This window comes from Sphingobium fuliginis, from assembly GCF_015074805.1.
In the GTDB taxonomy this organism is placed as follows: Bacteria; Pseudomonadota; Alphaproteobacteria; order Sphingomonadales; family Sphingomonadaceae; genus Sphingobium; species Sphingobium fuliginis.
The window spans coordinates 956873-981759 of sequence record NZ_CP060036.1; the positions used below are offsets into that span (position 1 = coordinate 956873).

General features: G+C 66.4%; 21 protein-coding genes. 11 read left to right on the top strand and 10 right to left on the bottom strand.

The genetic code is table 11. The annotated features are described in order from the left end of the window. Window positions 1-14 precede the first annotated feature (14 nt). The 5 genes from H5V43_RS20365 (at window position 15) to H5V43_RS20385 (ending at window position 6124) form a co-directional block, all read left to right on the top strand. Window positions 15-1154, top strand: coding sequence for an NAD(P) transhydrogenase subunit alpha (locus tag H5V43_RS20365; RefSeq protein WP_025549501.1), 1140 nt, complete (start codon window positions 15-17; stop codon window positions 1152-1154). After that, window positions 1151-1441 carry an NAD(P) transhydrogenase subunit alpha part 2 gene (locus H5V43_RS20370; RefSeq protein WP_025549500.1) on the top strand — a complete coding sequence of 97 codons (291 nt, stop codon included), beginning with the start codon at window positions 1151-1153 and terminating at the stop codon, window positions 1439-1441. Before H5V43_RS20365 ends, H5V43_RS20370 begins: the two co-directional genes overlap by 4 nt. Window position 1442: 1 nt before the next feature. Further along, a complete protein-coding gene (locus tag H5V43_RS20375; protein WP_044661092.1) occupies window positions 1443-2837 on the top strand; it encodes an NAD(P)(+) transhydrogenase (Re/Si-specific) subunit beta in 1395 nt (464 codons plus the stop codon). 222 nt (window positions 2838-3059) lie between these two features. After that, the gene (locus H5V43_RS20380; protein ID WP_025549499.1) at window positions 3060-4550 is read left to right on the top strand and encodes a DUF4139 domain-containing protein; all 1491 of its coding nucleotides are present in this window, start codon (window positions 3060-3062) and stop codon (window positions 4548-4550) included. Between the two features lie 8 nt (window positions 4551-4558). Next, the gene (locus tag H5V43_RS20385) at window positions 4559-6124 is read left to right on the top strand and encodes a DUF4139 domain-containing protein (RefSeq protein ID WP_052628177.1); all 1566 of its coding nucleotides are present in this window, start codon (window positions 4559-4561) and stop codon (window positions 6122-6124) included. A gap of 66 nt (window positions 6125-6190) precedes the next feature. On the opposite strand, the gene fdhD is transcribed toward H5V43_RS20385, so the two are convergent. The 9 genes from fdhD to hmgA form a co-directional block, all read right to left on the bottom strand. Then, on the bottom strand, window positions 6191-7000 hold the full coding sequence (gene fdhD, locus H5V43_RS20390) for a formate dehydrogenase accessory sulfurtransferase FdhD (RefSeq protein WP_025549497.1): 810 nt from the start codon (window positions 6998-7000) through the stop codon (window positions 6191-6193). Further along, window positions 6997-7233 (bottom strand): formate dehydrogenase subunit delta, encoded by a 237-nt coding sequence (locus H5V43_RS20395; RefSeq protein ID WP_025549496.1) that lies wholly within the window; start codon window positions 7231-7233, stop codon window positions 6997-6999. The genes fdhD and H5V43_RS20395 overlap by 4 nt, the downstream gene beginning before the upstream one ends. 10 nt (window positions 7234-7243) lie before the next feature. Then, on the bottom strand, window positions 7244-10090 hold the full coding sequence (fdhF, locus tag H5V43_RS20400; protein ID WP_025549495.1) for a formate dehydrogenase subunit alpha: 2847 nt from the start codon (window positions 10088-10090) through the stop codon (window positions 7244-7246). Then, the gene (locus H5V43_RS20405) at window positions 10087-11667 is read right to left on the bottom strand and encodes an NADH-ubiquinone oxidoreductase-F iron-sulfur binding region domain-containing protein (protein ID WP_044661091.1); all 1581 of its coding nucleotides are present in this window, start codon (window positions 11665-11667) and stop codon (window positions 10087-10089) included. The genes fdhF and H5V43_RS20405 overlap by 4 nt, the downstream gene beginning before the upstream one ends. Continuing rightward, a complete protein-coding gene (locus H5V43_RS20410) occupies window positions 11664-12131 on the bottom strand; it encodes a formate dehydrogenase subunit gamma (protein ID WP_025549494.1) in 468 nt (155 codons plus the stop codon). Before H5V43_RS20410 ends, H5V43_RS20405 begins: the two co-directional genes overlap by 4 nt. Before the next feature lie 87 nt (window positions 12132-12218). Next, a complete protein-coding gene (locus H5V43_RS20415; RefSeq protein ID WP_025549493.1) occupies window positions 12219-12584 on the bottom strand; it encodes a Rieske (2Fe-2S) protein in 366 nt (121 codons plus the stop codon). Beyond that, window positions 12581-13225, bottom strand: a complete 645-nt coding sequence (gene maiA / locus H5V43_RS20420; protein ID WP_044661090.1) for a maleylacetoacetate isomerase — start codon at window positions 13223-13225, stop codon at window positions 12581-12583. Before maiA ends, H5V43_RS20415 begins: the two co-directional genes overlap by 4 nt. Beyond that, the gene (fahA, locus tag H5V43_RS20425) at window positions 13222-14523 is read right to left on the bottom strand and encodes a fumarylacetoacetase (protein WP_044661089.1); all 1302 of its coding nucleotides are present in this window, start codon (window positions 14521-14523) and stop codon (window positions 13222-13224) included. Before fahA ends, maiA begins: the two co-directional genes overlap by 4 nt. After that, window positions 14520-15860, bottom strand: a complete 1341-nt coding sequence (gene hmgA, locus H5V43_RS20430; RefSeq protein WP_025549488.1) for a homogentisate 1,2-dioxygenase — start codon at window positions 15858-15860, stop codon at window positions 14520-14522. Before hmgA ends, fahA begins: the two co-directional genes overlap by 4 nt. A 78-nt stretch (window positions 15861-15938) precedes the next feature. Here hmgA and H5V43_RS20435 point away from each other — a divergent pair, with 78 nt between their 5' ends. Next, window positions 15939-16388: a MarR family winged helix-turn-helix transcriptional regulator gene (locus H5V43_RS20435; RefSeq protein WP_025549487.1), complete on the top strand. Its 450-nt coding sequence runs from the start codon at window positions 15939-15941 to the stop codon at window positions 16386-16388. Window positions 16389-16447: 59 nt separating this feature from the next. On the opposite strand, the gene H5V43_RS20440 is transcribed toward H5V43_RS20435, so the two are convergent. Next, a complete protein-coding gene (locus H5V43_RS20440; protein ID WP_025549486.1) occupies window positions 16448-17344 on the bottom strand; it encodes a LysR family transcriptional regulator in 897 nt (298 codons plus the stop codon). A gap of 100 nt (window positions 17345-17444) precedes the next feature. Between H5V43_RS20440 and H5V43_RS20445 the strand changes: the two genes are divergently transcribed. The 5 genes from H5V43_RS20445 (at window position 17445) to H5V43_RS20465 (ending at window position 24874) form a co-directional block, all read left to right on the top strand. Further along, on the top strand, window positions 17445-18053 hold the full coding sequence (locus tag H5V43_RS20445) for a TetR/AcrR family transcriptional regulator (RefSeq protein ID WP_025549485.1): 609 nt from the start codon (window positions 17445-17447) through the stop codon (window positions 18051-18053). 348 nt (window positions 18054-18401) lie between these two features. Next, on the top strand, window positions 18402-18779 hold the full coding sequence (locus H5V43_RS20450; protein ID WP_025549484.1) for a hypothetical protein: 378 nt from the start codon (window positions 18402-18404) through the stop codon (window positions 18777-18779). A gap of 4 nt (window positions 18780-18783) precedes the next feature. Further along, window positions 18784-20034: an efflux RND transporter periplasmic adaptor subunit gene (locus H5V43_RS20455; RefSeq protein WP_025549483.1), complete on the top strand. Its 1251-nt coding sequence runs from the start codon at window positions 18784-18786 to the stop codon at window positions 20032-20034. Between the two features lie 212 nt (window positions 20035-20246). Then, window positions 20247-23444, top strand: coding sequence for an efflux RND transporter permease subunit (locus tag H5V43_RS20460; RefSeq protein WP_025547981.1), 3198 nt, complete (start codon window positions 20247-20249; stop codon window positions 23442-23444). 8 nt (window positions 23445-23452) lie between these two features. After that, entirely contained in the window at window positions 23453-24874 is a 1422-nt protein-coding gene (locus H5V43_RS20465; protein ID WP_373278218.1) for an efflux transporter outer membrane subunit, read from the top strand. Window positions 24875-24887: the final 13 nt, after the last annotated feature.

Here is a 24887-nt window from a genome sequence, read left to right on the forward strand (position 1 = left end):
CGAGGGTGGATGCAGTGAAGATCGGCATAGTGAAAGAGATGGCGCCCGGTGAGCGCCGCGTTTCCGGCACGCCGGAAACGGTCAAGAAATTCAAGGCGCTGGGCGCGGAAGTCGCGGTGGAAGCAGGGGCGGGCCTGTCCGCCGCCATATCCGATGCGGACTATGCCGCCATGGGTGCGACGGTGGCGGATCGCGTCGCTACTGTGGCGGATGCCGACATCATCCTGGGCGTGCAGGGGCCGGACGTGGCCAGCATCGCGGGCGCCAAGCCCGGCGCGTGGATCGTCGCGGGCCTCAATCCCTTTGTCGAGCGGGCGCGGGTCGACGCCTATGCCGCCGCCGGTTTCGAGGCGCTGGCGATGGAGTTCATGCCGCGCATCACCCGCGCGCAGTCGATGGACATTCTCTCCTCCCAGTCCAACCTTGCCGGCTACAAGGCGGTGCTGGACGCGGCGGCCGAATATGGCCGGTCCTTCCCGATGATGATGACGGCGGCGGGCACGGTGTCGCCGGCAAAGGCGTTCATCATGGGCGTCGGCGTCGCGGGCCTGCAGGCGATCGCGACCGCGAAGCGGCTGGGCGCGCAGGTTTCCGCCACCGACGTGCGCTCCGCGACCAAGGAGCAGATCGAGAGCCTGGGCGCAAAGGCGATCTTCGTCGAGAGCGTCGCGGGCATCGAGGGCGAGGGCAAGGGCGGCTATGCCACCGAAATGTCCGAGGATTATCAAAAGGCGCAGGCCGAGCTGGTGTCCGGCCATATCGCCAAGCAGGACATCGTCATCACCACCGCGCTGATTCCGGGCAAGCCCGCGCCGCGCCTGATTTCAGACGCGCAGATCGCGTCGATGAAGCCGGGCAGCGTGATCGTCGACCTGGCCGTCGAGCAGGGCGGCAATGTCGAGGGCGCGGTGCTGGGCGAAGTGGTCGAACGGCACGGCGTCAAGATCGTCGGGCACAAGAATGTGCCCTCGCGCCTCGCCGCCGACGCATCGGCCCTGTTTGCGCGCAACCTCTATAACTTCCTCTCCGCCTTCTGGAACAAGGACCGGAACGCGCCGGTGCTGGACGAGGAAATCGGCAACGCCATCCGCGTGACGCAGGGTGGGAAAGTCGTCAGCGAAAGGCTGCTTCAATTGACGGGGGCACTGTCATGAGTTCGCTTAATCCCGATTATCTGTTCGTCTTCATCCTGGCGGCCTTCGTCGGTTTTCAGCTCATCAAGAAGGTGTCGCCGCTGCTGCATTCGCCCTTGATGTCGCTGACCAACGCCATCGCAGCGGTGGTGATCGTGGGCGCGATCAGCATCACGGGCGAGGAAGGCGCGACGCCGCTGGCAAAGACGCTGGGCTTCGTCGCGGTGTTCTGCGCCACGGTCAATCTGGTCAGCGGTTTCATGATCACCGACCGCATGCTCAAGATGTTCAAGCCGCGGGGGAAGTGAGATGAACGCATTCGTACCCTTTGCGGCGATCATCGCATCGTCGCTGTTCATCCTGGCGCTGATGTGGATGAGCCACCCGTCGACGGCCCGCCGGGGCGTGCGCGCGGGCGAGATCGGCATGCTGGTCGCCATCGTCGGCGCGCTGGTCCAGCATGAGGTGGTCGATTACAACCTGATCCTCATCGCCATGGTCGCGGGCGCGGCCGCCGGCATCCCGATGGCGCTGCTGATGCCGATGACGGCGATCCCGCAGCGGACCGCCATCTCCCACGCCTTCGGCGCGCTTGCCGTGGGCCTGATCGGCGCGGCGGAATATTACAAGCACGCCCATGGCGAATATGCCGGCAGCTTCATCATGTGGGCGCTGATGTTCGAGATGCTGCTGGGTTTCCTGACCTGCACGGCATCGGTCATCGCCTTCGCGAAGTTGCAGGAGATCATGGGCAGCCGTCCCGTCTCCTTCGTCGGGCAGCGGGTGGTGAACGGCGCCGTGGCGCTGGCGGCGCTGGTGATCGCCGCGATGCTCGCGCTCGATCCGACGCAGACCTGGCTGTTCCCCGCCTTCGTGGCGCTGGCGCTGCTGTTCGGCATATTGCTGGTGATCCCGATCGGCGGGGCGGACATGCCGACCGTGATCGCGCTGCTCAACAGCTATGCGGGGCTTGCGGCGAGCGCCATGGGCTTTGCCCTGGGGAACAAGCTGCTGATCGTGGCGGGCGCGCTGGACGGTGCGTCGGGCTTCATCCTGGCGGTCATCATGTGCAAGGCGATGAACCGCAGCTTCGCCAATGTCATGTTCGGCGGCTTCGGCAAGGTCGTGGCCGGCGCGGCGGGCGGCAAGGACGACCGCGTTGTCCGTTCGGCCTCGGCCGAGGAAGCGGCGTTGCAGCTTGAAAACGCCAGCAGCGTCGTCATCATTCCGGGCTATGGCATGGCGGTGGCGCAGGCGCAGCACAAGGTGAGCGAACTGTATCAGGCGCTGACCAAGAAGGGCGTCGATGTGAAGTTCGCGATCCATCCGGTCGCGGGCCGCATGCCGGGACATATGAACGTGCTGCTGGCCGAAGCCAACGTGCCCTATGAGCAGTTGATCGAGCTGGACGACATCAACCCCGAACTGCCGCAGGCGGACGTGGCGCTGATCATCGGCGCCAACGACACGATCAATCCGTCGGCGCGCGACGATCCGCAGAGCGCGATCGCGGGCATGCCGATCATCGAGGCGGATCGGGCCAAGTCGGTCTTCGTGATCAAGCGTTCGATGAATGCGGGCTTCGCCGGAATCGACAATCCGATCTACTATAACAGCAACACCCAGATGCTGTTCGGCGATGCCAAGGACATGGTCGGCACCATCGCCAAGGAACTGGCTGGCGGCGGTTCGGGCCTGCATTGAGCGACGGACTGGCGCCTCCCTCCGCAGCATCCGAACGGATGGAAGGGCGGCGGGCCGGGTGCGGGCTGGACGCCTTCGCGAGCGGGGCGGAAGAATGGCGCAGTCCTGTCCGCCCTGCACCACCGTCATCTTGAAAGGCGACAAAGGTCGTTCCGGGATTATGCCTCTGGAACGACCTTTGTTTTTGCGGCATGTCTTGCAGGATTGGCGGAGGGGGGCTTCATGCGTCTGATATGTCCTGCGATAATCTCGGTTGCGGTCCTGGCTCCCCAGGCGCTCTTTGCTCAGCCTTCCGCGCCGAATGCCCAGGGCGACCTGTCCGTCACCATCTATAATAACGATCTGGCGCTGGTGCAGGACCTCCGCCGCATCACCCTGCCCTCCGGACGCTCCCGGCAGGAATTTCCCGATGTCTCGGCGCGCATTCGCCCGGAAACGGTGACATTGTCGGGAGAAGGCATCGGCATTGTCGAGCAGAATTTCGACTATGACCTTTTGTCACCCGCATCGCTGATGGAAAAGGCGGTGGGCCAGACGATCACCCTGCTGCGCACCAACCCAGCCACCGGCGCGGAAACGCGGGAACAGGCAATGGTGCTGGCGGCCAATGGCGGGGTGGTGCTGAAGATCGGTGAGCGGATCGAGGTGCTGCGCGACGACGGTCTGCCTGTGCGGGTCATTTTCTCCTCCATTCCGCCCAATCTGCGCGCGCGCCCGACGCTGAGCGTCACCATGGATGCGCCGCAGGGCGGTGCAAGGCCGGTGACGCTGAGCTACCTGACGCCGGGCATGAGCTGGAAATCAGACTATGTCGCCCTGTTCGACGAGAAAGCGGGCAAGCTCGACATGCAGGGCTGGATCACGCTCAACAACAGCACCGGCACCGCTTTCGCCAACGCCCGCGCCCTGCTGGTCGCCGGGGAAGTCGGACAGGTGCAGCAATCTTATGGCGGCTATAATGGCGGCCGGCCCCAGCCTCGCGGAAACCGGCCCGGCACGGAGAGCGGCGGCGAGCAACTGGGCGACTTCCATGTCTATCCGATCGAGGGTCGCACGACGATCGCCAATGCCCAGACCAAGCAGGTGAGCTTCCTCGACGCATCGGGCGTGCCGGCGGAACGCGGTTACGAGTTCCGCAGCAACTGGATGGAAAGCAAGGACCAGGCGGAAAGCGCCGCATCGGTGCTCAAATTCTCCAATGCCAAGGCTTCCGGAATCGGCGCGGCCCTGCCCGCGGGCACGGTTCGCGTCTATATGCGGGATGCGCGCGGGCAGGCCCAGTTCATCGGGGAAAGCGGCATTCCGCACACGCCCGGCGGCTCCACCCTCGCCCTGCGAACGGGCGACGCCTTCGACGTGAAGGTGCAGCCGGTGGTCGAGCAGCGCGACACGATCACGACGGACGAATGGACGAAGACCGAGCGCTGGCGCGTCGCCTATCCCGACGGCACAAAGGCGGAAGGCTATGTCGAGCGGCCGCAGAAATATTTTCGCACGCGGATGCGCTACATCGTCACCAATGCCAAGCCGGTGCCGGTGAATGTCGACGTGGTCCAGTCCGGCCTGTCCCAATGGTGGTGGTGGCGCGACCTGCGCGTGCCGGAGGAGAGCATTCCCGGCGTGCAGGAAACGGCTGACCTGCGGCGCTGGGTGGTGCCGGTGCCCGCCAATGGCAAGGTCGAACTGACCGCCACTTTCCTCACCCCCTGGTAAGCGCGGCCATGCCCCGCCTGTGGCTGTGGCTGATGATCCTGCCGCTTTGGGCGCCCCTGGCCGCGAGGGCGCAGTTGCCGGTCGTGATCTCCAGCGGTCCGGACAAGGTGGCGGTCACGCTCTACCGCGACCCGGAGCGGGGAGAGGCTCCGCTCGACCGCGATGAGCCCGGCGCCTTCGCCCTGATCGCGGAGACGCGCACGGTTATGTTGCCGCCGGGCGAAGCCGTGATCCGGTTCGAGGGGGTGGCGAGCGGCATCGTGCCGCAATCGGCGATCCTCTTTGGCGCGCCCCCGCGGGAGCGCAATCGCGACGCGGCGCTGCTGTCGCAAAAGGGGCTGGTTGACGCCTTTACCGGGCAACGGGTGATCCTTCGCCGCACCGACCCGGCAAGCGGCAGGACGGTCGAGGAAAGCGCGACCGTGCGATCCGCCGCCGACCGTCTGGTGGTGACGACCATGCGAGGCGTGGAGGCGCTCTATTGCTCCGGACTGCACCAGACGCTCCTCTATCCGGGGGCGCCCGCGACCCTCTCCGCAAAGCCGGTGCTGACCATGACGACCAGGGACCAGCCCGGCGGACCTGCGACGATCACCCTGGCCTATATCGCCACCGGCTTCGACTGGGATGCGACCTATGTCGGCACATTGGCCCCGCACGGCCAATCGCTGGACCTGCTCGGCTGGCTGACGCTGGCGAGCGCGGACGACACCAGCTTTGCCGATGCAACCGCTTCCGCCATAGCCGGAAGGGTGAACCGTTCGGAGGACAGCCGCGACGACAGCGGCGAAAGGGCGCGTGAAGAAGCCCGCTATCTGAACAGGTTCAGCGCCTGCTGGCCCGCCGGGACGACGAGCGACCTGGGCAGCGGCACGCCGCCGCCGCCTGCACCGCCGCCCATGGCCATGATGATGGCGGGCGAAGACATTGTCGTGACGGCCCAGCGGCGGCAGGAAGGCATGCTGTCGGCCCCCGCTCCTGTCGCCGTGGTCGCCAGGGCGGAAAATCTGGGCGACCTCAAGCTGTACCGCATTCCCGTTCCCGTCACCGTCGCCGCCCGTGCACAGAAGCAGGTGGCGTTTCTGGTGAAGCAGAAGGTGAAGGGCAGCCTGGTCTATCGCACGGAGATGAGGTGGGAAGAGCCGGACGATCCCCGGATGCTGTTCCGCTTCCGCAACGGCAGGAAGGATGGCCTGGGCGATCCCCTTCCGGCGGGACGCGCGGTTCTCTATCAGGACAGCCCCTGGGGCCGCATGTATGTCGGGGAAAGCACCACAGGCGACAAGACCGTCGACGAGGAAGTCGAATGGTCCTTCGCGCAAGCCAGCAACCTGACACTGGAACCGGAACAGGAAGAGGCGGGCAAGGGCATCCTCCATCACAACCTTGTCGTGCGCAACGCCAATCCCTTCCCCATCCGTTTCGAGATCGACTTTCCAGCGAACGGCGGACGGCTATTCAGCGGCTTCAGCGGTCGCCTGACGAAAAAGCCGGGCAAGCAGGTCTGGGCCATGACGGTGCCGGCGAACGGAACGATCCGCCTGCGCTTCCGATCCGCCGGGCAGCCGAATTAGGGCCCGGCCCTGGAGCGCATCCGGATTCCCGCGAAACCAGTATCGCGGCAGAAGCCCTGCGCTTCTTCACTGATCGAGGTCCAGCCCCCCTTCCCCGAATAACAGGATGGAGTCAGCGCGCGCCAGCGCCACCAGAGCCAGCCCCGCCCCCGCCGCCCGTTCGGCTGCAAGGCGCGTCGGCGCGGAGATCGTCACCAGCAGGGGGCAGTCCGCCAGCACGGCCTTCTCCACCAATTCATAGGAGCAGCGCGAGGAAAGCAGCGCAAAGCCGCCATCCCATGTCCATCCACGCCGCCACATCGCGCCGATCAGCTTGTCGAACGCATTATGCCGCCCGACATCTTCCCTCGCCAGGCGGATCGTGCCGTCTGCCGCCACCAGCGCCGCCGCGTGGGCCGCGCCGGTTCTCGCATTGAGCGGTTGATGTCCTTTCAATTCCCCCAGCGCCCGAAAAACCGCCTGTTTGTCGGCCCGTGTCGAAACCGTGACGGATGGCAGGGGCCGGATCGCCTGTTCCAGATTCTCCACCCCGCAAATTCCGCAGGACGATTCCGAGGCGCGATGCCGCACCCGGCTCAGCAAGGCCTCCGTTCGCTCCTCCGGCAGGGTCGCCCGGGCAATGATCCCTTGTTCGGTCGCATGCACATCCACCTCGAACGGCGCATCTTCCCGGCCGATCAACCGCTCCGCCAGCGTGAAACCCAGCACCAGTTCCTCGACATCGGCGGGTGTAGCCATCAACACGGCATAGCCGATGCCGTTGAATTCGATGGCGATCGGCACTTCCTCTGCCAATTCCCGCGTCACCGGGGTGATGGGGCCTGCCGGCGTTATGTGCCTGAAGGTGAAGGGCCGATCTTCGGGCGCGGCGCTCAAAGCGCCACGACCCGGCCGACAGCGGCGGCGGCTATCGGAGACAGTGCGCCGGGACGCGCGGCCGCCAGCAAAGCAATGCGCTGCTTCATCGCCGGATCCCAGAAGGCACGGATATGGTCCGCCGTCATGGCGACAGCTTCCGCCTCGCCCAACGCCGCGACATTGCGCGCGATCTGGTTCGCCATGTAGATCAGGCGGTCCTCGGTCGACATGACTTCATTTTCATCGCTCATGCGCTCGATCCTATTCGGCCGCTTCCAAGGGCGCAATGCGCCTGCTGTGCCGTGCCTGCTCCGCATAGTCGCGCTGCCAGTCGCTCGGTCCGTTGGAACGCATGACCTGGACCGCCGTCACCTTATATTCCGGGCAATTGGTGGCCCAGTCGGAATAGTCGGTGGTGATGACATTGGCCTGCGTGTCGGGATGGTGGAAGGTGGTGTAGACCACGCCCGGCGCGACCCGCTCCGTGATCAGGGCGCGCAGGCTGGTTTCCCCGGCCCTGCTCTTGAGCGAGACCCAGTCGCCATCGCTGATCCCGCGATTTTCGGCGTCGTTGGGATGGATTTCCAGCCGATCCTCCGGATGCCAGGCCGCGTTCGCGGTCCGCCGCGTCTGCGCGCCGACATTATATTGGCTGAGGATGCGCCCGGTGGTCAGCAACAGCGGGAAGCGCGGCCCGGTCTTCTCATCGGTCGGCACATAGTCGGTGACGACGAACTTGCCCCTCCCCCGCACAAAGCCGCCGATATGCATGGTTGGCGTGCCGTCGGGCGCTGCATCATTGGCAGGCCATTGCAGCGATCCCTCTGCATCCAGCCGGTCATAATGCACGCCCGCGAAGGTGGGCGTCAGCGCGGCGATCTCGTCCATGATTTCGGAAGGGTGCGCATAGGACCAGCCCAGCCCCATGGCCTGCGCGACCAACTGGACGATCTGCCAATCGGCATGGCCGTTGAGCGGCGCCATCACCCTGCGCACGCGCTGGATGCGGCGTTCGGCGTTGGTGAAGGTTCCATCCTTCTCCAGGAAGGTCGATCCCGGCAGGAAGACATGGGCATAATTGGCCGTCTCATTGAGGAACAGGTCCTGCACGACGACGCATTCCATCGCGGCAAGCCCCGCCGCGACATGATGGGTGTTGGGATCGGACTGGAGAATATCCTCGCCCTGGATGAAGATGCCCTTGAACGTGCCGTCCGTCGCTGCATCGAGCATGTTGGGGATGCGCAGCCCCGGCTCCGCATCCAGCGTGACGCCCCAGGCCTGTTCGAACTGGCCGCGCACCGCATCGTCGGAGACATGGCGATAGCCCGAAAATTCGTGCGGGAAGCTGCCCATGTCGCAGGCACCCTGCACATTATTCTGCCCGCGCAGGGGATTCACGCCCACGCCTTCGCGCCCGATATTGCCGGTCGCCATGGCGAGATTGGCGATGGCCATGACGGTGGAGCTGCCCTGGCTGTGCTCGGTCACGCCCAGTCCGTAATAGATCGCGCCATTGCCGCCGGTCGCATAAAGCCGGGCGGCGGCGCGGACCTCCGTCGCCTTGACGCCGGTAAGGGGCTCGACCGCTTCGGGCGAGCGCTGCGGTTCGGAAACGAAATCGGCCCATTCGGCAAACTCATCCCAATCGCAACGATCGCGGATGAACGCCTCGTCATAGAGCTTTTCCGTCACGATCACATGCGCCAGCGCCGTCAGCATGGCGACATTGGTGCCGGGCCGGAGCGGCAGATGATGGGAAGCCTCGACATGGGGCGACTTCACCAGATCGATCCGCCGGGGATCGATGACGATCAGCTTGGCGCCCTGCCTGAGCCGTTTCTTCATGCGGCTGGCGAAGACCGGATGGCCGTCGGTCGGATTGGCGCCGATGACCAGGATCACGTCGGCCTGCATCACGCTGTCGAAATCCTGCGTGCCCGCCGAGGTTCCGAAGGTCGTCTTCAGCCCATAGCCGGTGGGAGAATGGCAGACCCGCGCGCAGGTATCGACATTATTGTTGCCGAAACCCTGGCGGATCAGCTTCTGGACGAGGAAGGTCTCCTCATTGGTGCAGCGGCTGGAGGTGATGCCGCCGATGCTGCGCGTGCCATATTTTGCCTGGATGCGCCGGAACTCGCTGGCGGTATGGGCGATGGCCTCCTCCCACGACACTTCGCGCCAGGGTTCGTCGACCGAAGCGCGGATCATGGGTTTGAGGATACGGTCGCGGTGCTGGGCATAGCCCCAGGCGAAGCGGCCCTTGACGCAGCTATGCCCGTGATTGGCCTTGCCGTCCTTCCACGGCACCATGCGGACCAGTTCCTCGCCCCGCATCTCCGCGCGGAAGGTGCAGCCGACGCCGCAATAGGCGCAGGTGGTGACGACTGCGCGATCCGGAGTGCCGATCTCCACCACCTTCTTCTCGGTCAGGGTCGCGGTCGGGCATGCCTGGACGCAGGCGCCGCAGGACACGCATTCGGACGAGAGGAAATCCCGCCCCTGCGATGGCGAAACCCTGGAGTCGAAGCCCCGCCCTTCGATGGTCAGGGCGAATGTGCCCTGCACCTCGTCGCAGGCGCGCACGCAGCGGGAGCAGACGATGCATTTGCTGGGATCGAAGTCGAAATAGGGGTTCGACCGGTCCTTCGCCTGCCCCATATTGGTCGCGCCGTCATAGCCGTAGCGCACGTCGCGCAGGCCCACGGCGCCCGCCTGCTCCTGCAATTCGCAATCGCCATTGGCCGGGCAGGTCAGGCAGTCGAGCGGATGGTCCGAGATGTACAGCTCCATCACCCCGCGCCGCAACTGCTTCAGCCGCTCGCTCTGCGTCCGCACCACCATGCCCTCGGCAATCGGCGTGGTGCAGGAGGCGGGATAGCCGTTGCGTCCTTCCACTTCGACCAGGCAGAGGCGGCAGGAACCGAAGCTTTCGACATTGTCGGTCGCGCACAGCTTGGGGATCGAACAGCCGGTCAGCGAGGCCGCCCGCATGATCGACGTGCCTTCCGGCATCGTCACGGTATCGCCGTCGATGGTGAGGGTCACGCTCCTGCCGGTCGATATGGCGGGCGGGGTTCCATGGTCGGTTTCGCGCGTGTAGCTCATTCCGCAGCTTCCTTCACCGGCGACTTGGCACCGAAATCCTCGGGGAAATGATCGAGCGCGCTCAGCACCGGATAGGGCGTGAAACCGCCCAGCGCGCAGAGCGAGCCATGTTTCATCGTGTCGCAAAGGTCGCGCAGCAACGCCGTCTGCGCCTCCAGCCCGGTATCGATCCGGTCGGGCGTGCGGGAATTGAGCGCTTTCTGGAGATACCCCTCCCAATTGCGTCCGGCCTGAACGACGGTCGCGCTGTCCCGCGCCGCGATGATCCGGTCCATCACCTCGACGCCCCGCGTCGACCCGATCCGGCAAGGGGTGCATTTGCCGCAGCTTTCGACCGCGCAGAATTCCATCGCGAAGCGGGCCATATGCGCCATGTCGACGCTGTCGTCGAACACGGTGATCCCGGCATGGCCGATCAGCCCGCCAGCCTGCGCGAAAGCCTCATAATCGAAGGGCAGGTCGAACATGCTGGGCGGGAAATAAGCGCCAAGGGGGCCGCCGACCTGCACCGCGCGGACGGGCCGCCCGCTGGCCGTGCCGCCGCCGATGTCGTTCACCAGTTCGCCCAGCGTGATGCCGAAGCCGATCTCATAGAGGCCGCCATGCTTCACATTGCCCGCAAGCTGCACCGGGATGGTGCCGCGCGACCGGCCGAAGCCGACGTCCGCATAGGCCTTCGCCCCTTCCGCCAGGATGAAGGGAACCGCCGCCAGGCTGAGCAGATTGTTGATCACCGTCGGTCGTCCGAACAGCCCCGCCAGCGCCGGAAGAGGCGGCTTTGCCCGCACCTGTCCCCGCTTGCCCTCGATGCTTTCAAGCAACGCAGTTTCCTCGCCGCAGACATAGGCGCCCGCCCCGACGCGCACTTCGAGCGTGAAAGGCGCGGTCCGCTCGGCGGAGAGTTGGATCGCTTCCCGCATGGCGGCGATGGCGAAGGGATATTCGCTGCGGATATAGATATAGCCGTGGCTTGCTCCCACGGCATGACCGGCTATCGCCATTCCTTCGATCAGGCAGAAGGGATCGCCTTCGACCAGCATCCGGTCGGCAAAGGTGCCGCTATCGCCTTCATCGGCATTGCAGACGATGAACTTGGCGTCCGAAACCGCATCCAGCACCGTCTGCCATTTGATGCCGGTGGGAAAGCCCGCCCCTCCCCGCCCGCGCAGGCCGGATGCCTTCACCGCATCCACCACCGCCTGGGGCGTCATGCCGCGCGCCGTTTCCAGCCCGCGCCAGCCGCCATGTTCGGCATAGTCCTTCAGGCTGAGCGGATCGATCACTCCGCAGCGCGCGAAGGTGAAGCGTTGCTGCCCGGCGAAGAAGGGCAAGGCCGCCACGTCGCCCAGCCGCGCTTCATGGCTGCCGTCCAGTACGGCCGCTATGTCGGCGGGGCCGACCGGCCCGAAGCCGATCCGCTTCCCCTCGCTTTCGACCTCGACCAAGGGCTCGATGGAAAAGAGCCCCCGGCTGCCGGTGCGGACCACCTCGCATCCTGCGGCTTCGAAGGCGTGGGCAACCTCGTCCGCGCCCAGGGCGACGGAGGCCATGTCCCGGCTGACATAGACCCGCTTCATGCCGCGATCTCCTGCGCGATCCGGTCCAGCGTGGCCGCATCGATCCGCGCGACCGGCCTTCCGTCGACAAGGGCGTTGGGACCGACGGCGCACAGGCCGAGGCAATAGACGGGTTCCAGCGTGACCTGTCCGTCCGGGCGCGTCTCGCCCATGGGGACGCCCAGCCGATCGGTTGCGGCCTTCTCGATTGCCGTGGCGCCGCGGGCCTGGCAGCTTTCGGCGCGGCAGAGTTTTACGACATGCCGGCCGGCGGGGGTTCGGCGGAAATCATGGTAGAAGGTCACAACTCCATGAACGTCTGCGCGACTGAGGTTGAGTGCGGTGGCGATGGCGGGGATGGCTGCATCATCGATAAAGCCTATCTCTTCCTGCAACATGTGCAGCAGCGGGAGCAGGCGGTCGCGGGTGCGGCCATGGGTCCGGGTCCAGTCCTCTATCAGCCTCGTCGCGTCTTCCTGCTGCATCTTTTCCGCCCTTTCCTGCGCGCCATGCTGCGCGCTGGCGGGAGTGGCGTCAAATCGAAGACGATCATGTTTGATAGAGATTATCTATCAAACCGCCGTCACGATCATTCCGTCTTCGACCGTCACCGGCCAGGGGATCAGCGCAGCGCCCGCGCAGGGGCCGCCCAGGCATGCGCCGTCGGATGGCGCGAAGAGGGCGCCGTGCCAGCTACAGGCGATCAGGGCGCCGTCCGGCGTCAGATAATCGTCCAGCTTCTGTGCCAGGGGCAGGCCCATATGGGGGCAGCGGTCGACATAGCCGCGGACTTCGTTCCCGATGCGCAGGACGAAGCCGTGAAAGCGGCCCTTGCGCATCTGGATCACGAAATTGCGCGCCTTGCCGTCCGCTATGCTGTCGAGCGGAGCCAGGGCCACGCCCGGCGGGGTCGCGGTCAGCCGTTCGTCCTCGCTCATGGATCGGCGTCGGGCTGGACGGACGGATGGGCCATTGCAAAGGCGTCCAGCGCCCGCGCCTTTTCCCCCGCCGCGACGAGGGCGGGAAAGGCGGACAGGTCGACATGGAAGCGCTCCGCCGAATAGAGTTGCGGCACCAGATAGCAGTCCGCCAGCCCCGGCCGATCGCCAAAGGCGAAGCCCCGGCCATGGCGCATCACCCATGCCTCCAGCGCGGCGAAGCCGTCCGTGATCCAGCGGGCGATCCATGTGTCGAGGGCGGGCTGGTCCGCGCCGAAATCCTGCTTCAGCGCCTGAAGGACGCGCAGATTGTTGAGCGGATGGATGTCGCAGCCGATCAGCGCCGCCATGGAGCGCACGATTGCCCGCCCCTCCGCATCGGGCGGCAGCAGGGGCGGTTGCGGCCAGCGTTCCTCGATCCACTCCAGAATGGCGGGGCTTTGCGTGAACGCAAAACCCTGCGCCTCCACGGCGGGGACCAGCCCTTGCGGGGACAGGGCACGATAGTCCGGTTCCCGCTGCGCGCCGGTGCGCAGGTCGTGCGTGACCTGATCATAGGCCACGCCCTTCAGGTTCAGCGCGATCCGTACGCGATAGGAGCTGGTCGAACGCCAATAGCCGTGGAGGGTGAGCGCGCTCATCGCGCCGGCTCGATCAGGGCGCGGCATTCCCCGAAGCCGATGGGGACATAGCCGTCCGCCCGCGCCACCGCCTTAAGCGCCAGTTCGTCGCCATCCTGCAAAAAGGCGCGTTCCTCACCGGTCGGCAGGAGGATCTTCGTCTTGCCGCCCTCGGTCAGTTCCATGAGGCTGCCATAGCTGTCCGGCGTCGGGCCGGAGAGCGTGCCCGTCCCCAGCAGGTCGCCGGGATTGAGGTTGCAGCCGTTGGACGCATGATGGGCGACGATCTGCTGCGCGGTCCAGTACATGGAGGAAGCGGGGCCGCGCGAGAGGCGCATGGGCGCGAGGCCCTGCGCCCGCATGTTTGCGCTCGACAGATGGACCTCCAGATCGACGGACAGTGCGCCATGGGCCTGATCCTGTTCGTCCCACAAATAGGGCAAGGGTTGCGGGTCGCCCTGCGGCCTTGGAGGCTGGGCGATGCGGAAGGGGGCCATGGCCTCCGCCGTCACGACCCAGGGGGAGATGGTGGACTGGAAATTCTTGGCCAGGAACGGGCCCAGGGGCACATATTCCCATGCCTGGAAGTCGCGCGCCGACCAGTCGTTGAGCAGGCAGAAGCCCGCTATATGGTTCGCCGCCTCGGCAATCGGCACAGGCTCCCCCAGCGCATTGCCCGCGCCGATCCAGATGCCCAGTTCCAGCTCATAATCCAGTCGTTGGCTGGGCCCCACCACCGGAGCATCGGCATCGGGGGCCTTGCGCTGGCCCTGCGGGCGGATCACCGGCACGCCTGACGGCCGGATGGAGGATGCCCGTCCATGATAGCCGATGGGGACATATTTATAATTGGGCAGCAGCGGATTGTCGGGGCGGAACAGCTTGCCGATATTGGTGGCGTGGTGAATGCCGACATAGAAGTCGGTATAATCGCCTATCGCGGCGGGCAGGTGCAGCGCGCAATCCGCCGCCCGGTGCAGCAGGGGTTCGACGGCGTGGCGCTGTCCTTCATCGCTGAAGAGGGCGCTGAGCCAGCGGCGCAGCGCCAGCCGGTCCGCCGCCGGGAGCGCCATCAGGGCGTTTAGGGTGGTTCCGTGCAGGACGGCGGCGGCGGCGGCGGGAAGCAGGCCCGCTTCGGCGGCGGCGCGCAGGTCGAAAATCCGCTCCCCTATCGCGACGCCCGCCCGCGCCGCGCCGCCGGGGGGCGAGAAAATGCCGTAGGGCAGGTTCTGGACCGGGAAGTCGGGATGGCCATCGGCTCCCTCGACCCAGCTCGACCGGGCGGGATCATGGGTTTCGTCTATCTGCGGGAAGCTCATGCCCCCTCCTCTTCTCTTGAGCCGGCCCCTTGCGGCAGTTGCGCCTTGGTGAAGCCGGACCAGCAATCGTCATAGTCCAACTGGCCCAGCGGCGTTTCCATCGCGAAGCGGGTCGGGCGAAAGGCGAAGCGGCTTTCGAACATGAAGGCCATGGTGTCGCTGATCCGGTGCGGTTTCAACTCGGCGGCCAGCGCGCCTTCATAGCTGGCCTTGTCCGGGCCGTGGCCCGCCATGCAATTGTGCAGCGACGCGCCGCCCGGCGCGAAGCCGCCTGCCTTGGCATCATAGACGCCGTGGATCAGGCCCATGAATTCGCTCATCACATTGCGGTGAAACCATGGCGGGCGGAATGTGTCCTCCGCCACCATCCAGCGCGGCGGGAAGATCACGAAGTCGCAATTGGCGGTTCCCGCCCGGTCGCTGGGGGAGGTCAGCACGGTGAAGATCGACGGATCGGGATGGTCGTAGCTGACCGTGTTCATCGTGTTGAACCGGCGCAGATCGTAGCGGCAGGGCGCGAGATTGCCGTGCCAGGCCGCCACGTCGAAGGGGGAATGGTCCTGCGTCGTCGTCCACAGCTGGCCGGCGAATTTCTGGACGATTTCGTGGGGGCTGTCGTCATCCTCGAACCAGGCGGCGGGGGTTTCGAAATCGCGGGCGTTGGCGAGGCCGTTGGCGCCGATGGGGCCGAGGTCGGGGAGGCGGAACAAGGCCCCGTAATTTTCGCAGACATAGCCCCGCGCCGTTCCGTCGGGCAGGTCCACCCTGAAACGCACGCCGCGGGGGATCAGCGCGATCTGTTCCGGCGCGACATCCATCACGCCCATTTCGGTGGTGAGGCGCAGCCTGCCTTGCTGCGGCACGATCAGCATTTCGCCGTCGGCATTGGTGAAGGCGCGCTTTTCCATCGGGCGGTTGGCGGCGTAGAGATGGACGGCCAGGCCCTCGCCCGCCGCCGGATCGCCCGCGCCGCAATAGCTGATGAGGCCGTCGAGGAAATCCACCGATCGTTCGGGGAGCGGCAGGGGGTCCCAGCGCAGGCGGTTGGGCGTCGGGGGGGCTTCGTCGAAGGGGCCGCTGCGCAGGAGGGTTTCGGCCTCATAGGGGCGGTAGGGCGGGTGATTGGCCGCGGGGCGCAGGCGGTAGAGCCAGCTTCGCCGGTTTTCCGCACGGGGCGCGGTGAAGGCGGTGCCGGACAGTTGTTCGGCGTAAAGGCCATAGGGGGCGTGTTGCGGGGAGTTGCGGCCCACGGGCAGGGCGCCGGGCGCCGCCTCCGTCGCGAAATGATTGCCGAAGCCTGTCAGCATGGCGGCTGCGGATGGCCTGCTCTCTCCCATTTCGGCGCGACTCCTGTGGTATCAATTGTTACCATCATAGCGCTTTGCCGATGAAGTATCAAATGTTACCAGTTGTGGATGACCGCCAAGACGCTGCGCCTCGATCAGTTCATTCCCTATCGCCTGTCCTTCACGGCGGCGTTGCTGAGCGACACCATCGCGCAAAGTTATGAGAGGCTGTTCGGGATCAGCATTGCGGAATGGCGGGTCATTGCCTGGGTGGCGGAGCTTGGCAGCGTTACGCAGCAGCAGATCTGCGCCCGGAGCCGCATGGACAAGGTGACGGTCAGCCGGGCGGCGATTGCGTTGAGCGGGCAGGGGATTGTCCAGCGCCTGCCCAATGCGGAGGACCGGCGGTCGCATCTGCTGGCGCTGACGGAGGAAGGGCGGCGGTTGCATGGGGCCATCGCGCCCAGGGCGCTGGAGCTGGAGAGCGGGATATTCTCGCATTTCAGTGCGGAGGAGGTGGAGTCGTTCGTCGCCATGTTGCGGCGGATCGATGCGATTGTGTTGGGGGATGGGGAATAATTTTTGTCCGGCCGCTCTACGGGATCAGCCGATCCCGTTCGGGTCGGGCGCGCTGCGTTTCAACCCAGCCCCATCCTGTCCGAAATGTCCCGCGCCACGGTCAGGACCGCTTGCGCCAGCGGGCCCAGCGGGGCGCGGTCGGAGACGATCACGCCGATGCGGCTCCCCTCCTCCGCGTCCGGCAGCGCGAAGGTGCGCACCCAGTCCAGACCGTCGAGCAGCATCGCATGGCTGTCCGGCACGATGGAGCAGAGCCGCCCCTGCCGCACCAGCGCGAACAGGGCGACATAGCTGTCCGCCGTCACCACCGGGCGCAGCGCAAGGCCCCGTTCGCCCAGCCGGGCGTCCAATATGCGCCGGTTCTGCATGCCCTGATGGAGCAGGCACAGCGGCAGGGCGGCCACATCCTCCCAGTCCGGCGGGCGCTTTTCATCCAGCACGCCCCGCGCCGCCACCAGCATGTAGCGCTCGACATAAAGGGGCGCGGCCAGCATGTGGGAGGGCGGCTCGAAATCCAGATAGGTGAGGCCCGCGTCCAGTTCGAAGGCGGCGAGCTCCCGCTCGATCTGGCGCGAGGTCAGCGCCCGGACCGAGATGTTGAGGCCGGGATGCCGCTCCAGCAGCGCCTCCACCAGCGGGCCGACGGCGGGCATGGCGGCCGGGATCGCGCCCAGGCGCAATTCGCCCTGCAAGGGGCCCTTGGCGACCGCCGCCGCCTGCATCAGATTGTCCGCCGCCGCGACAAGCTGCTGCGCCCAAGGGAGGATCGCCCGGCCCTCCTCGGTCAGCCCGGCGTAGCGGCGGTTGCGCTGAATCAGGCGCTTGCCGAGTTGCGCCTCCAGCGCGGAAATGCCGGCCGAGAGCGTGGGCTGCGAGACATGGCAGGCAGCGGCGGCGCGGGCGAAATGCCCTTCCCTCTCCAGGGCCAGGAAATATTGAAGAAGGCGGGTCTGCATGCGCGCTTTACTCTCTTTTTTCCGGCTGATAGGGCAAAGTGGCGCTCCGTAGAAGCCGGGTCTGGACGATGGGCGCAACTCTCACTATATACCGCTCGGTATGGAAACACAGACTCAGACAGCGAGGGGACGCCCGAGGGAGTTCGATCCCGAAGAAGCGCTCAGTGCCGCGCTGACCGTCTTTTGGCGGCGTGGCTATGAAGGCGCGTCCATGGCGGAACTGACCGAGGCGATGGGCATCACCAAGCCCAGCCTCTACGCCTGTTTCGGCAACAAGGAATCGCTGTTCCGCAAGGCGCTCGACCTCTATGAGCGCGACAAGCTGTGCTACATCAAGTCCGCGCTGGACGAACCCACCGCAAAGGGCGTGGCCGAACGGCTGCTGCGCGGGTCGCTGGCGATCCAGACCGGGACGACCGATCCGCATGGCTGCCTGGGCGTGATCAGCGCGGTCGCCTGCGCCACGCAGGCCGAGTCGATCCGCGACGAGGTCATCGCCCGCCGCGCCTCCTCCGACGCGGCCCTGGTGGCGCGGCTGGAACGGGCGCGGGAGGAAGGCGACTTTCCCGACACGATCGAGCCGAAGGCGCTGGCCACCTATCTGACCGCCGTGGTGCAGGGCATGGCCGTGCATGCGAGCGCGGGGATGTCGCGTGAACTGCTGGAGCAACTGGTGGAGACGACGCTGGCCGTCTGGCCGGGGAAGTGACGGAAAACCGGGCTTTCCGGAATTCCATACCGAAAAATTACCAAACGGTATAAAAAGCCTGTTGACCCTGCTGCTGCACCGCATTATATACCAGTCAGTATTGAATAGACCTGCTCTCCAAAAGAGGTCACATGATGCGGACGTTTCTCAAATCCTGTCGTCGCTGACGACCTGACGCGACCAGCCCAACAGGGCGGCGCGACCTGACCATCATTCCATTGTTCGACGCGCGGCCCGCCGGTCGCGCGGCGGAGAGGTTTTTTTTCCACGTTCGGCCGGGATGGCTCGCAGCGGACGACGATGCGTCGGCCCGATTCCCGGTTGCGCGTCATGCACAGGGGAATTGCCATGGCATTTCTGCAACTTGCCACGCTGGCCGAAGATGGCGGAGCGATTGGCGTCAAAAGGGCGGCGAACGCCGGTTTCGCGCCCGTCGAATGGCAGATCATCCAGCTTGCGCGGGGGGACGGCCTGTCGTCGCTGCGCGCGCCGGACCGCTGGGACCGGGTGAAAAGCTGGATATTTGGGGAGCGGGCCAATCCGCGCCTTGCCAACAAGCGGCTGGAGAGCCTGCGCCGTCTGGCGGTCGACGCCTGGCATCGCGGCTATGCGGTCCGTCCTTCCTTCCTGAAGGCCTTTTTGAAGGCCGGATTCAACGAGGGCCAGCTCGAAACGCTGCTGGCCAGCATCAGCGCGCAACGGCGCTTCCAAGGTTCCCGGAGCTGACACCATGAACATGCACACCCCCATCGACGTCGACACCAGGTCGGCCACCCCCCTCGCCCGCTGGCGAAAGCGCCATGTTTCGCTGGGCGTGATCGCGCTCGCCATCCTGGGCGGCGTGACGTGGAAGCTGATCGACAGGCCCGAGGCGCAGGCGGCCGCCACCCCGCTGGTCACCGTGGGCGTCTCCGCCCCGCTGACCCGCGCGGTGACGCAGTGGGACGATTATGTCGGACGCTTCGCGCCCAGCCAGACGGTCGAGATTCGTCCCCGCGTGTCGGGGTCGGTGACGGCGATCCACTTCAGGGACGGCGATTATGTGAAGGCGGGGCAACTGCTCTTCACCATCGACCAGCGGCCCTTCCTGGCGGCTCTGGCGGAGGCGAAGGCCAGCACGGCGAGCGCCCGCAGCGCCTTGCTGCTGGCGCAGAATGATTATAGCCGCGTCCAGCGTCTGACGGGGGATGAGGCGGTTTCGGCGAGTGAAGTGGACTCGCTCCGGTCGCGGTTGCAGGCGGCGCAGGCCGCGCTGGCGGGGGCGCAGGCGCGGGAGCGGCAGCGGGCGCTCGACATGGAGTTCACGCAGGTCCGCGCGCCGATTTCGGGGCGGGTTTCGGACCGGCGGGTCGATATCGGCAATCTCGTCTCGGCGGGCGAAGGGGCGGGCGCGACATTGCTGACCACGGTCAACAAGCTCGATCCCATTTACTTCAACTTCGATGCGTCCGAGGCGCTGTATCTGAAGTCGCAGCGCGACAGGGGCGCTGGCGGGGCGGTCGAGGTGCGGTTGCAGGATGAAGCGGATTATCGGCACAAGGGGCGGCTGGACTTCACCGACAATGGGCTCGATCCGCGTTCGGGGACGATCCGGGTGCGGGCCGTGTTCGACAATCCGGACATGTTCCTGACGCCGGGGCTGTTCGGCAATATGCGGCTGGCCAATGGCGGCAAGGTCAATGCCTTGCTGGTGCCGGATGAGGCGATCCAGTCCGATCAGGCGCGCAAGACCGTGCTGGTGGTCGGGCGGGACGACAGCGTCGCGGCGAAGCCGGTGGAGCTGGGTCCGGTGGTGGACGGGCTGCGCATCATCCGCGCGGGGCTGACGCCCGGCGACCGGGTGATCGTGTCGAACATTCAGGCGGCCATGCCGGGTGCGAAGGTCGCGACGAAGCCGGCGGCGATCAAGGCGGCTCCGGCGCCGGTTGCGGCGGTGGATGCGGCGGCGCCGGTTGCGGCGCAGGCGACCTTTGCGCGCTAAGGCATCACGCCCTCCCCGTTCGGGCTGAACCTGTCGAAGCCCTGCACTTTTCCTTGAAGAGAAGTGAAGCCCCCTTCGACTGCCTGCAAGGCAGGCGCTCAGGACAGGCTTCGACAAGCTCAGGGCGAACGGAGGCAGAGGTAGGAAATCAAGCTGAAACGCGCGCTCCCCGGATCGCGAACCCCTTTTCACGCCATCGAGGAATTCGTCCGATGCGCCTCTCCCGTTTCTTCATCGACCGGCCGATCTTTGCCGCCGTGATCGCGGTGATCATCACCGTGGTCGGCGCGATCGCCTTTGTCGGTCTGCCCGTTTCGCAATATCCGGACATCGTGCCGCCCACGGTCACGGTGTCCGCCCAATATCCCGGCGCATCCGCCGAAACCGTCGCGTCCACCGTCGCCGCGCCGATCGAGCAGGAGATCAACGGCGTCGACGACATGCTCTACCAGAGCAGCCAGTCGACCGGCGACGGCAAGGTCACGATCACCGTCACCTTCAAGGTCGGCACCGATCTGGACGCCGCGCAGGTGCTGGTCCAGAACCGCGTCGCCGTCGCCATCCCGCGCCTGCCCGAAGAGGTGCAGCGGCTGGGCGTCGTCACGCGCAAGACGACCCCGGAATTCCTGATGGTCGTGAACCTCCAGTCGCCGGACGGGACGTTCGACCGCGATTATATCTCCAACTATGCGCTGACGCAGGTGCGCGACCGGCTGGCGCGGCTGGACGGCGTGGGCGATGTGCAGCTTTTCGGATCGCGCGACTATGCGATGCGCATCTGGATCGACCCCGACCGCGCCGCCGCGCTCAACCTGACCGCGGGCGAGATCGTGCAGGCCCTGCGCGCCCAGAATGTGCAGGTGTCCGCCGGTTCCATCGGCCAGCCCCCTTATGATCGCGGTGAAGCCTTCCAGCTTGGCGTCGAGATGCAGGGCCGCCTGACCGAGCCGCAGCAGTTTGCGGACATCGTCATCCGCACCGATGCGGACGGCCGTCAGGTCCGGGTGGGCGACGTCGCCCGCGTCGAACTGGGCGCGCAGGATTATGGCATCAACACCTATCTGTCGAACAAGCCCACCGTCGTCATCGCGACGATGCAGCGCCCCGGCTCCAACGCGCTGGACGCGGCGGAGAAGGTGAAGGCGGAGATGGAGCAGCTTTCCAAGCGCTTCCCCAAGGGGCTGGAATATAGCGTCATCTACAATCCGACCGAATTCATCGCCCAGTCCATCGACGCCGTCTATCACACGCTGTTCGAAGCGGTGATCCTGGTCGTGCTCGTCATTCTGGTCTTCCTCCAGAACTGGCGCGCGGCGGTCATCCCGATCATCGCCATTCCGGTCTCGCTGATCGGCACGGCGGCGATCCTGGCGGGGCTGGGCTATTCGCTGAACAATCTGTCGCTGTTCGGGCTGGTGCTGGCCATCGGCATCGTCGTCGACGACGCCATCGTCGTGGTCGAGAATGTCGAGCGCAATATCGAGCATGGCATGTCGCCGCTGGAGGCCGCCCGCGTGTCCATGGATGAGGTGTCCACGGCGCTGATCGCCATCGTCCTCGTCCTGTGTGCGGTGTTCGTGCCGACTTTGTTCATCACCGGCATTTCGGGCGCTTTCTACCAGCAGTTCGCCGTCACCATTTCGACCGCGACGATCATTTCGCTGATCCTCTCGCTCACTCTGTCTCCGGCGGCGGCGGCGCTGTTGCTGAAGTCGAAGCCCCATGTCCAAAATGGCGGGCATGATCTGGACAATGCGCCGCGCTGGCGCCGGTTGGCCGGGCAGGCGGCCGACCGCTTCAATCGCGGCTTCGACCGGCTGAGCGCTGGCTATGCCCGCCTCACCCGCTTCCTCGTCGCGCGGCCCAAGAAGATGCTGCTGACCTATTCGGGGCTGATCGCCGCCACCATCGCCCTGTTCTGGGTGACGCCCGGCGGCTTCATCCCCGCGCAGGATCAGGGCTATTTCCTGGCCGTGGTGCAGTTGCCCTCCGGCGCTTCGCTGGAACGCACCGACAAGGTGACGCGGGAGGTCGCGGCGAGAATCCTGCCGGTAAAGGGCCTACGCGGCGCGGTGATGTTCGCCGGTTTCCATGGCCCTTCGCAGACGCAGGCGCCCAACAGCGCCGCCATCTACTTCCCGTTCAAGACCTTCGCCGAGCGTCGGCAAGAAGGCGTCACCTATGCCGGGATCATGGAGCAGGCGAACAAGGCCGTCGCCGGTTATGACAAGGCCCGCATCCTGCTCGTGCCGCCGCCGCTCATCCAGGGCATCGGTTCGGCGGGCGGATACCGCCTGATGGTGCAGGATCGTGAGGATCATGGCTATGCCGGGCTGAACAAGGTCGCCCAGGACTTCATCGCCAAGGCGAACCAGACGCCCGGACTCAACATGGTCTATACGCTGTTCGATGTCGGCACGCCCCGCGTCTATGCCGATGTGGACCGGCGCAAGGCCGACCTGCTGGGCGTGCCGCCGGAGCGCGTGTTCGAAGCGATGCAGGTCTATCTGGGCTCCGCCTTCGTCAACGACTTCAACCTGCTGGGGCGCACCTATCGCGTGACCGCGCAGGCCGATGCCGACCATCGCGGCACGGTGGCGGACATTGCCAATCTGAAGACCCGGTCGAACAGCGGGCAGATGGTGCCCATCGGTTCCGTCTCGACCTTCAGGGACAAGACCGGCCCCTATCGCGTGGTGCGCTACAACCTGCTGCCGGCGGTGGAGATCGACGGCGATACCGCGCCCGGATACAGTTCGGGCCAGTCGCTGACGACGATGGAGAAGCTGGCCGATTCCACCCTGCCCGCCGGTTATGGCAAGGAATGGACGGGCGTCGCCTATCAGCAGGTGATCGCCGGCAATACGGCGGGCGTCGTCTTCGCCATGGCGGTGTTCTTCGTCTTCCTGGTGCTGGCGGCGCAATATGAAAGCCTGACGCTGCCGCTGTCGATCATCCTGATCGTGCCGATGTGCCTGTTCGCGGCCATGCTGGGCGTGAACCTGCGGGGCATGGACAATAATATCCTAACGCAGATCGGGCTGGTCGTGCTGATCGCCCTGGCGGCGAAGAACGCGATCCTGGTGGTCGAGTTCGCCAAGCAGGCCGAAGAGGAACAGGGACTTTCGCCGGTGGATGCCGCCGTTCAGGCAGCGCAGACCCGTCTGCGTCCGATCCTGATGACCAGCTTCGCCTTCATCCTGGGCGCGGTGCCGCTGGTGATCGCGAGCGGGGCGGGCGCGGAGCTGCGGCAGGCTTTGGGCACGGCCGTCTTCTTCGGGATGACCGGCGTGACGGCTTTCGGCCTGCTCTTCACCCCCACTTTCTATGTCGTGTGCCGCGCATTGGGCGACCGCTTTTCCCGCAAGGGCAAGGGTCAGGCCCCCGCCGCGCTGCAACCCGCCGAATAAGGAACGGCATGATGATCAAGACACTCCTCCCCCTTCTGCTCGGCGCGTCGGCCCTGACCGCTTGCGCCGCAGGGCCGGACTATAAGGCCCCGGCTACCCCGACCGCTGCTGCCGGGGCCTTTATCGGCGCGGCCAGTCCGGCGGCCAGCACAGCAGTCAGCACGGCGCAGGCCGACGAGCATTGGTGGCGGCTCTACAGCGATCCGATGCTGGACGGGCTGGTGCAGGACGCGCTGAAGGCCAATAGCGACATCCGCGTGGCCGTCGCCCGGCTGGAAAAGGCCCGCGCCCAGTTGCGCGGCGCCCGTTCCGACAGGCTGCCGCAGACGACCCTGAGCGGTTCGCCCAGCTATGGCCGGGCGTCGGCCGCGCAGACGCTGCCGGGGGCCGACCGCGAGAACTGGACCGTCGATGCGGGGTTGAACGTCGCCTATGAGGTCGACCTGTTCGGGCGGGTGAAGCGCAGCATCGAGGCGGCGAAGGGCGACGTCAACGCCGCCGCGGCCGACGCCGACGCGGTGCGCGTGGCGGTGGTCGCGGACACGGTGCGCGCCTATGTCGACGCGACCAGTTCGGCGGAGCGGATCGCCGTGGCGCGGCAGACGGTGGCGCTGCTCGACAACAGCATCCGCATCACCAATGCGCGGTTCGAGGTGGGCCGGTCGGACCGGCTGGACGTGATCCGCGTGACGGCGCTGCGCGACCAGCAGGCGGCGATCATCCCCAGCCTGATCGCGGACCGGGACAGCGCGCTGTTCCGGCTGGCGACGCTGACGGGGCGGACGCCGCAGGAGCTGCCCGCGCCGGTGCAGGACCAGAAGACGACGCCCGGCCTCAGCCAGCCCATACCGGTGGGGGACGGGCGCGCCCTGCTGGCCCGGCGTCCGGACGTGCGGGCCGCCGAGCAGCGGTTGGCCGCCGACACGGCGCGGATCGGGGTGGCGACGGCGGACCTTTATCCGCGCATCACGCTGGGCGGATCGATCGGCACGACGGCGGTGGGCGGCGGCGATATTTTCGGCGGCGGGCCGTTCCGCTGGCTGCTGGGGCCGCTGATCAACTGGGCCTTCCCCAATCAGGAGGCCAATCGCGCCCGGATCGCAGCCGCCAGGGCCGATGCCGACGGGTCGCTCGCGGCGTTCGACGGCACGGTGCTGCAGGCGCTGGAGGAAACCGAGACGGCGCTGTCCGTCTATGCCCATGCGCTGGAGCGCCGCGATACGCTGAAGGCCGCGCGGGAGGCCGCCGGGCGGGCGGCCCGCATCAGCCTTGCCCGGCAGCGGGAGGGGCAGATCGATTTCCTGACCGTGCTGGACGCGCAGCGGACGCTGGCGGCGGCGGAGAGCGATCTGGCGACGGCGAACCGGGTGGTGGCCTTCGCCCAGGTCGACCTGTTCAGGGCGCTGGGCGGCGGCTGGACCAGCAGTTGAGCCCGCAGCGCGG

Coding starts and splice junctions, on each gene's coding strand:
- maiA (WP_044661090.1), bottom strand. CDS start 13,225: ATGAGCGCGCTCACCCTCCACGGCTATTGGCGTTCGACCAGCTCCTAT.
- H5V43_RS20435 (WP_025549487.1), top strand. CDS start 15,939: ATGACCGCCAAGACGCTGCGCCTCGATCAGTTCATTCCCTATCGCCTG.
- H5V43_RS20380 (WP_025549499.1), top strand. CDS start 3,060: ATGCGTCTGATATGTCCTGCGATAATCTCGGTTGCGGTCCTGGCTCCC.
- H5V43_RS20370 (WP_025549500.1), top strand. CDS start 1,151: ATGAGTTCGCTTAATCCCGATTATCTGTTCGTCTTCATCCTGGCGGCC.
- H5V43_RS20385 (WP_052628177.1), top strand. CDS start 4,559: ATGCCCCGCCTGTGGCTGTGGCTGATGATCCTGCCGCTTTGGGCGCCC.
- H5V43_RS20450 (WP_025549484.1), top strand. CDS start 18,402: ATGGCATTTCTGCAACTTGCCACGCTGGCCGAAGATGGCGGAGCGATT.
- H5V43_RS20410 (WP_025549494.1), bottom strand. CDS start 12,131: ATGCAGCAGGAAGACGCGACGAGGCTGATAGAGGACTGGACCCGGACC.
- H5V43_RS20460 (WP_025547981.1), top strand. CDS start 20,247: ATGCGCCTCTCCCGTTTCTTCATCGACCGGCCGATCTTTGCCGCCGTG.
- H5V43_RS20455 (WP_025549483.1), top strand. CDS start 18,784: ATGAACATGCACACCCCCATCGACGTCGACACCAGGTCGGCCACCCCC.
- H5V43_RS20375 (WP_044661092.1), top strand. CDS start 1,443: ATGAACGCATTCGTACCCTTTGCGGCGATCATCGCATCGTCGCTGTTC.
- hmgA (WP_025549488.1), bottom strand. CDS start 15,860: ATGGGAGAGAGCAGGCCATCCGCAGCCGCCATGCTGACAGGCTTCGGC.
- H5V43_RS20415 (WP_025549493.1), bottom strand. CDS start 12,584: ATGAGCGAGGACGAACGGCTGACCGCGACCCCGCCGGGCGTGGCCCTG.
- H5V43_RS20440 (WP_025549486.1), bottom strand. CDS start 17,344: ATGCAGACCCGCCTTCTTCAATATTTCCTGGCCCTGGAGAGGGAAGGG.
- H5V43_RS20445 (WP_025549485.1), top strand. CDS start 17,445: ATGGAAACACAGACTCAGACAGCGAGGGGACGCCCGAGGGAGTTCGAT.
- H5V43_RS20465 (WP_373278218.1), top strand. CDS start 23,453: ATGATGATCAAGACACTCCTCCCCCTTCTGCTCGGCGCGTCGGCCCTG.
- H5V43_RS20405 (WP_044661091.1), bottom strand. CDS start 11,667: ATGAAGCGGGTCTATGTCAGCCGGGACATGGCCTCCGTCGCCCTGGGC.
- fdhF (WP_025549495.1), bottom strand. CDS start 10,090: ATGAGCTACACGCGCGAAACCGACCATGGAACCCCGCCCGCCATATCG.
- fahA (WP_044661089.1), bottom strand. CDS start 14,523: ATGAGCTTCCCGCAGATAGACGAAACCCATGATCCCGCCCGGTCGAGC.
- H5V43_RS20395 (WP_025549496.1), bottom strand. CDS start 7,233: ATGAGCGATGAAAATGAAGTCATGTCGACCGAGGACCGCCTGATCTAC.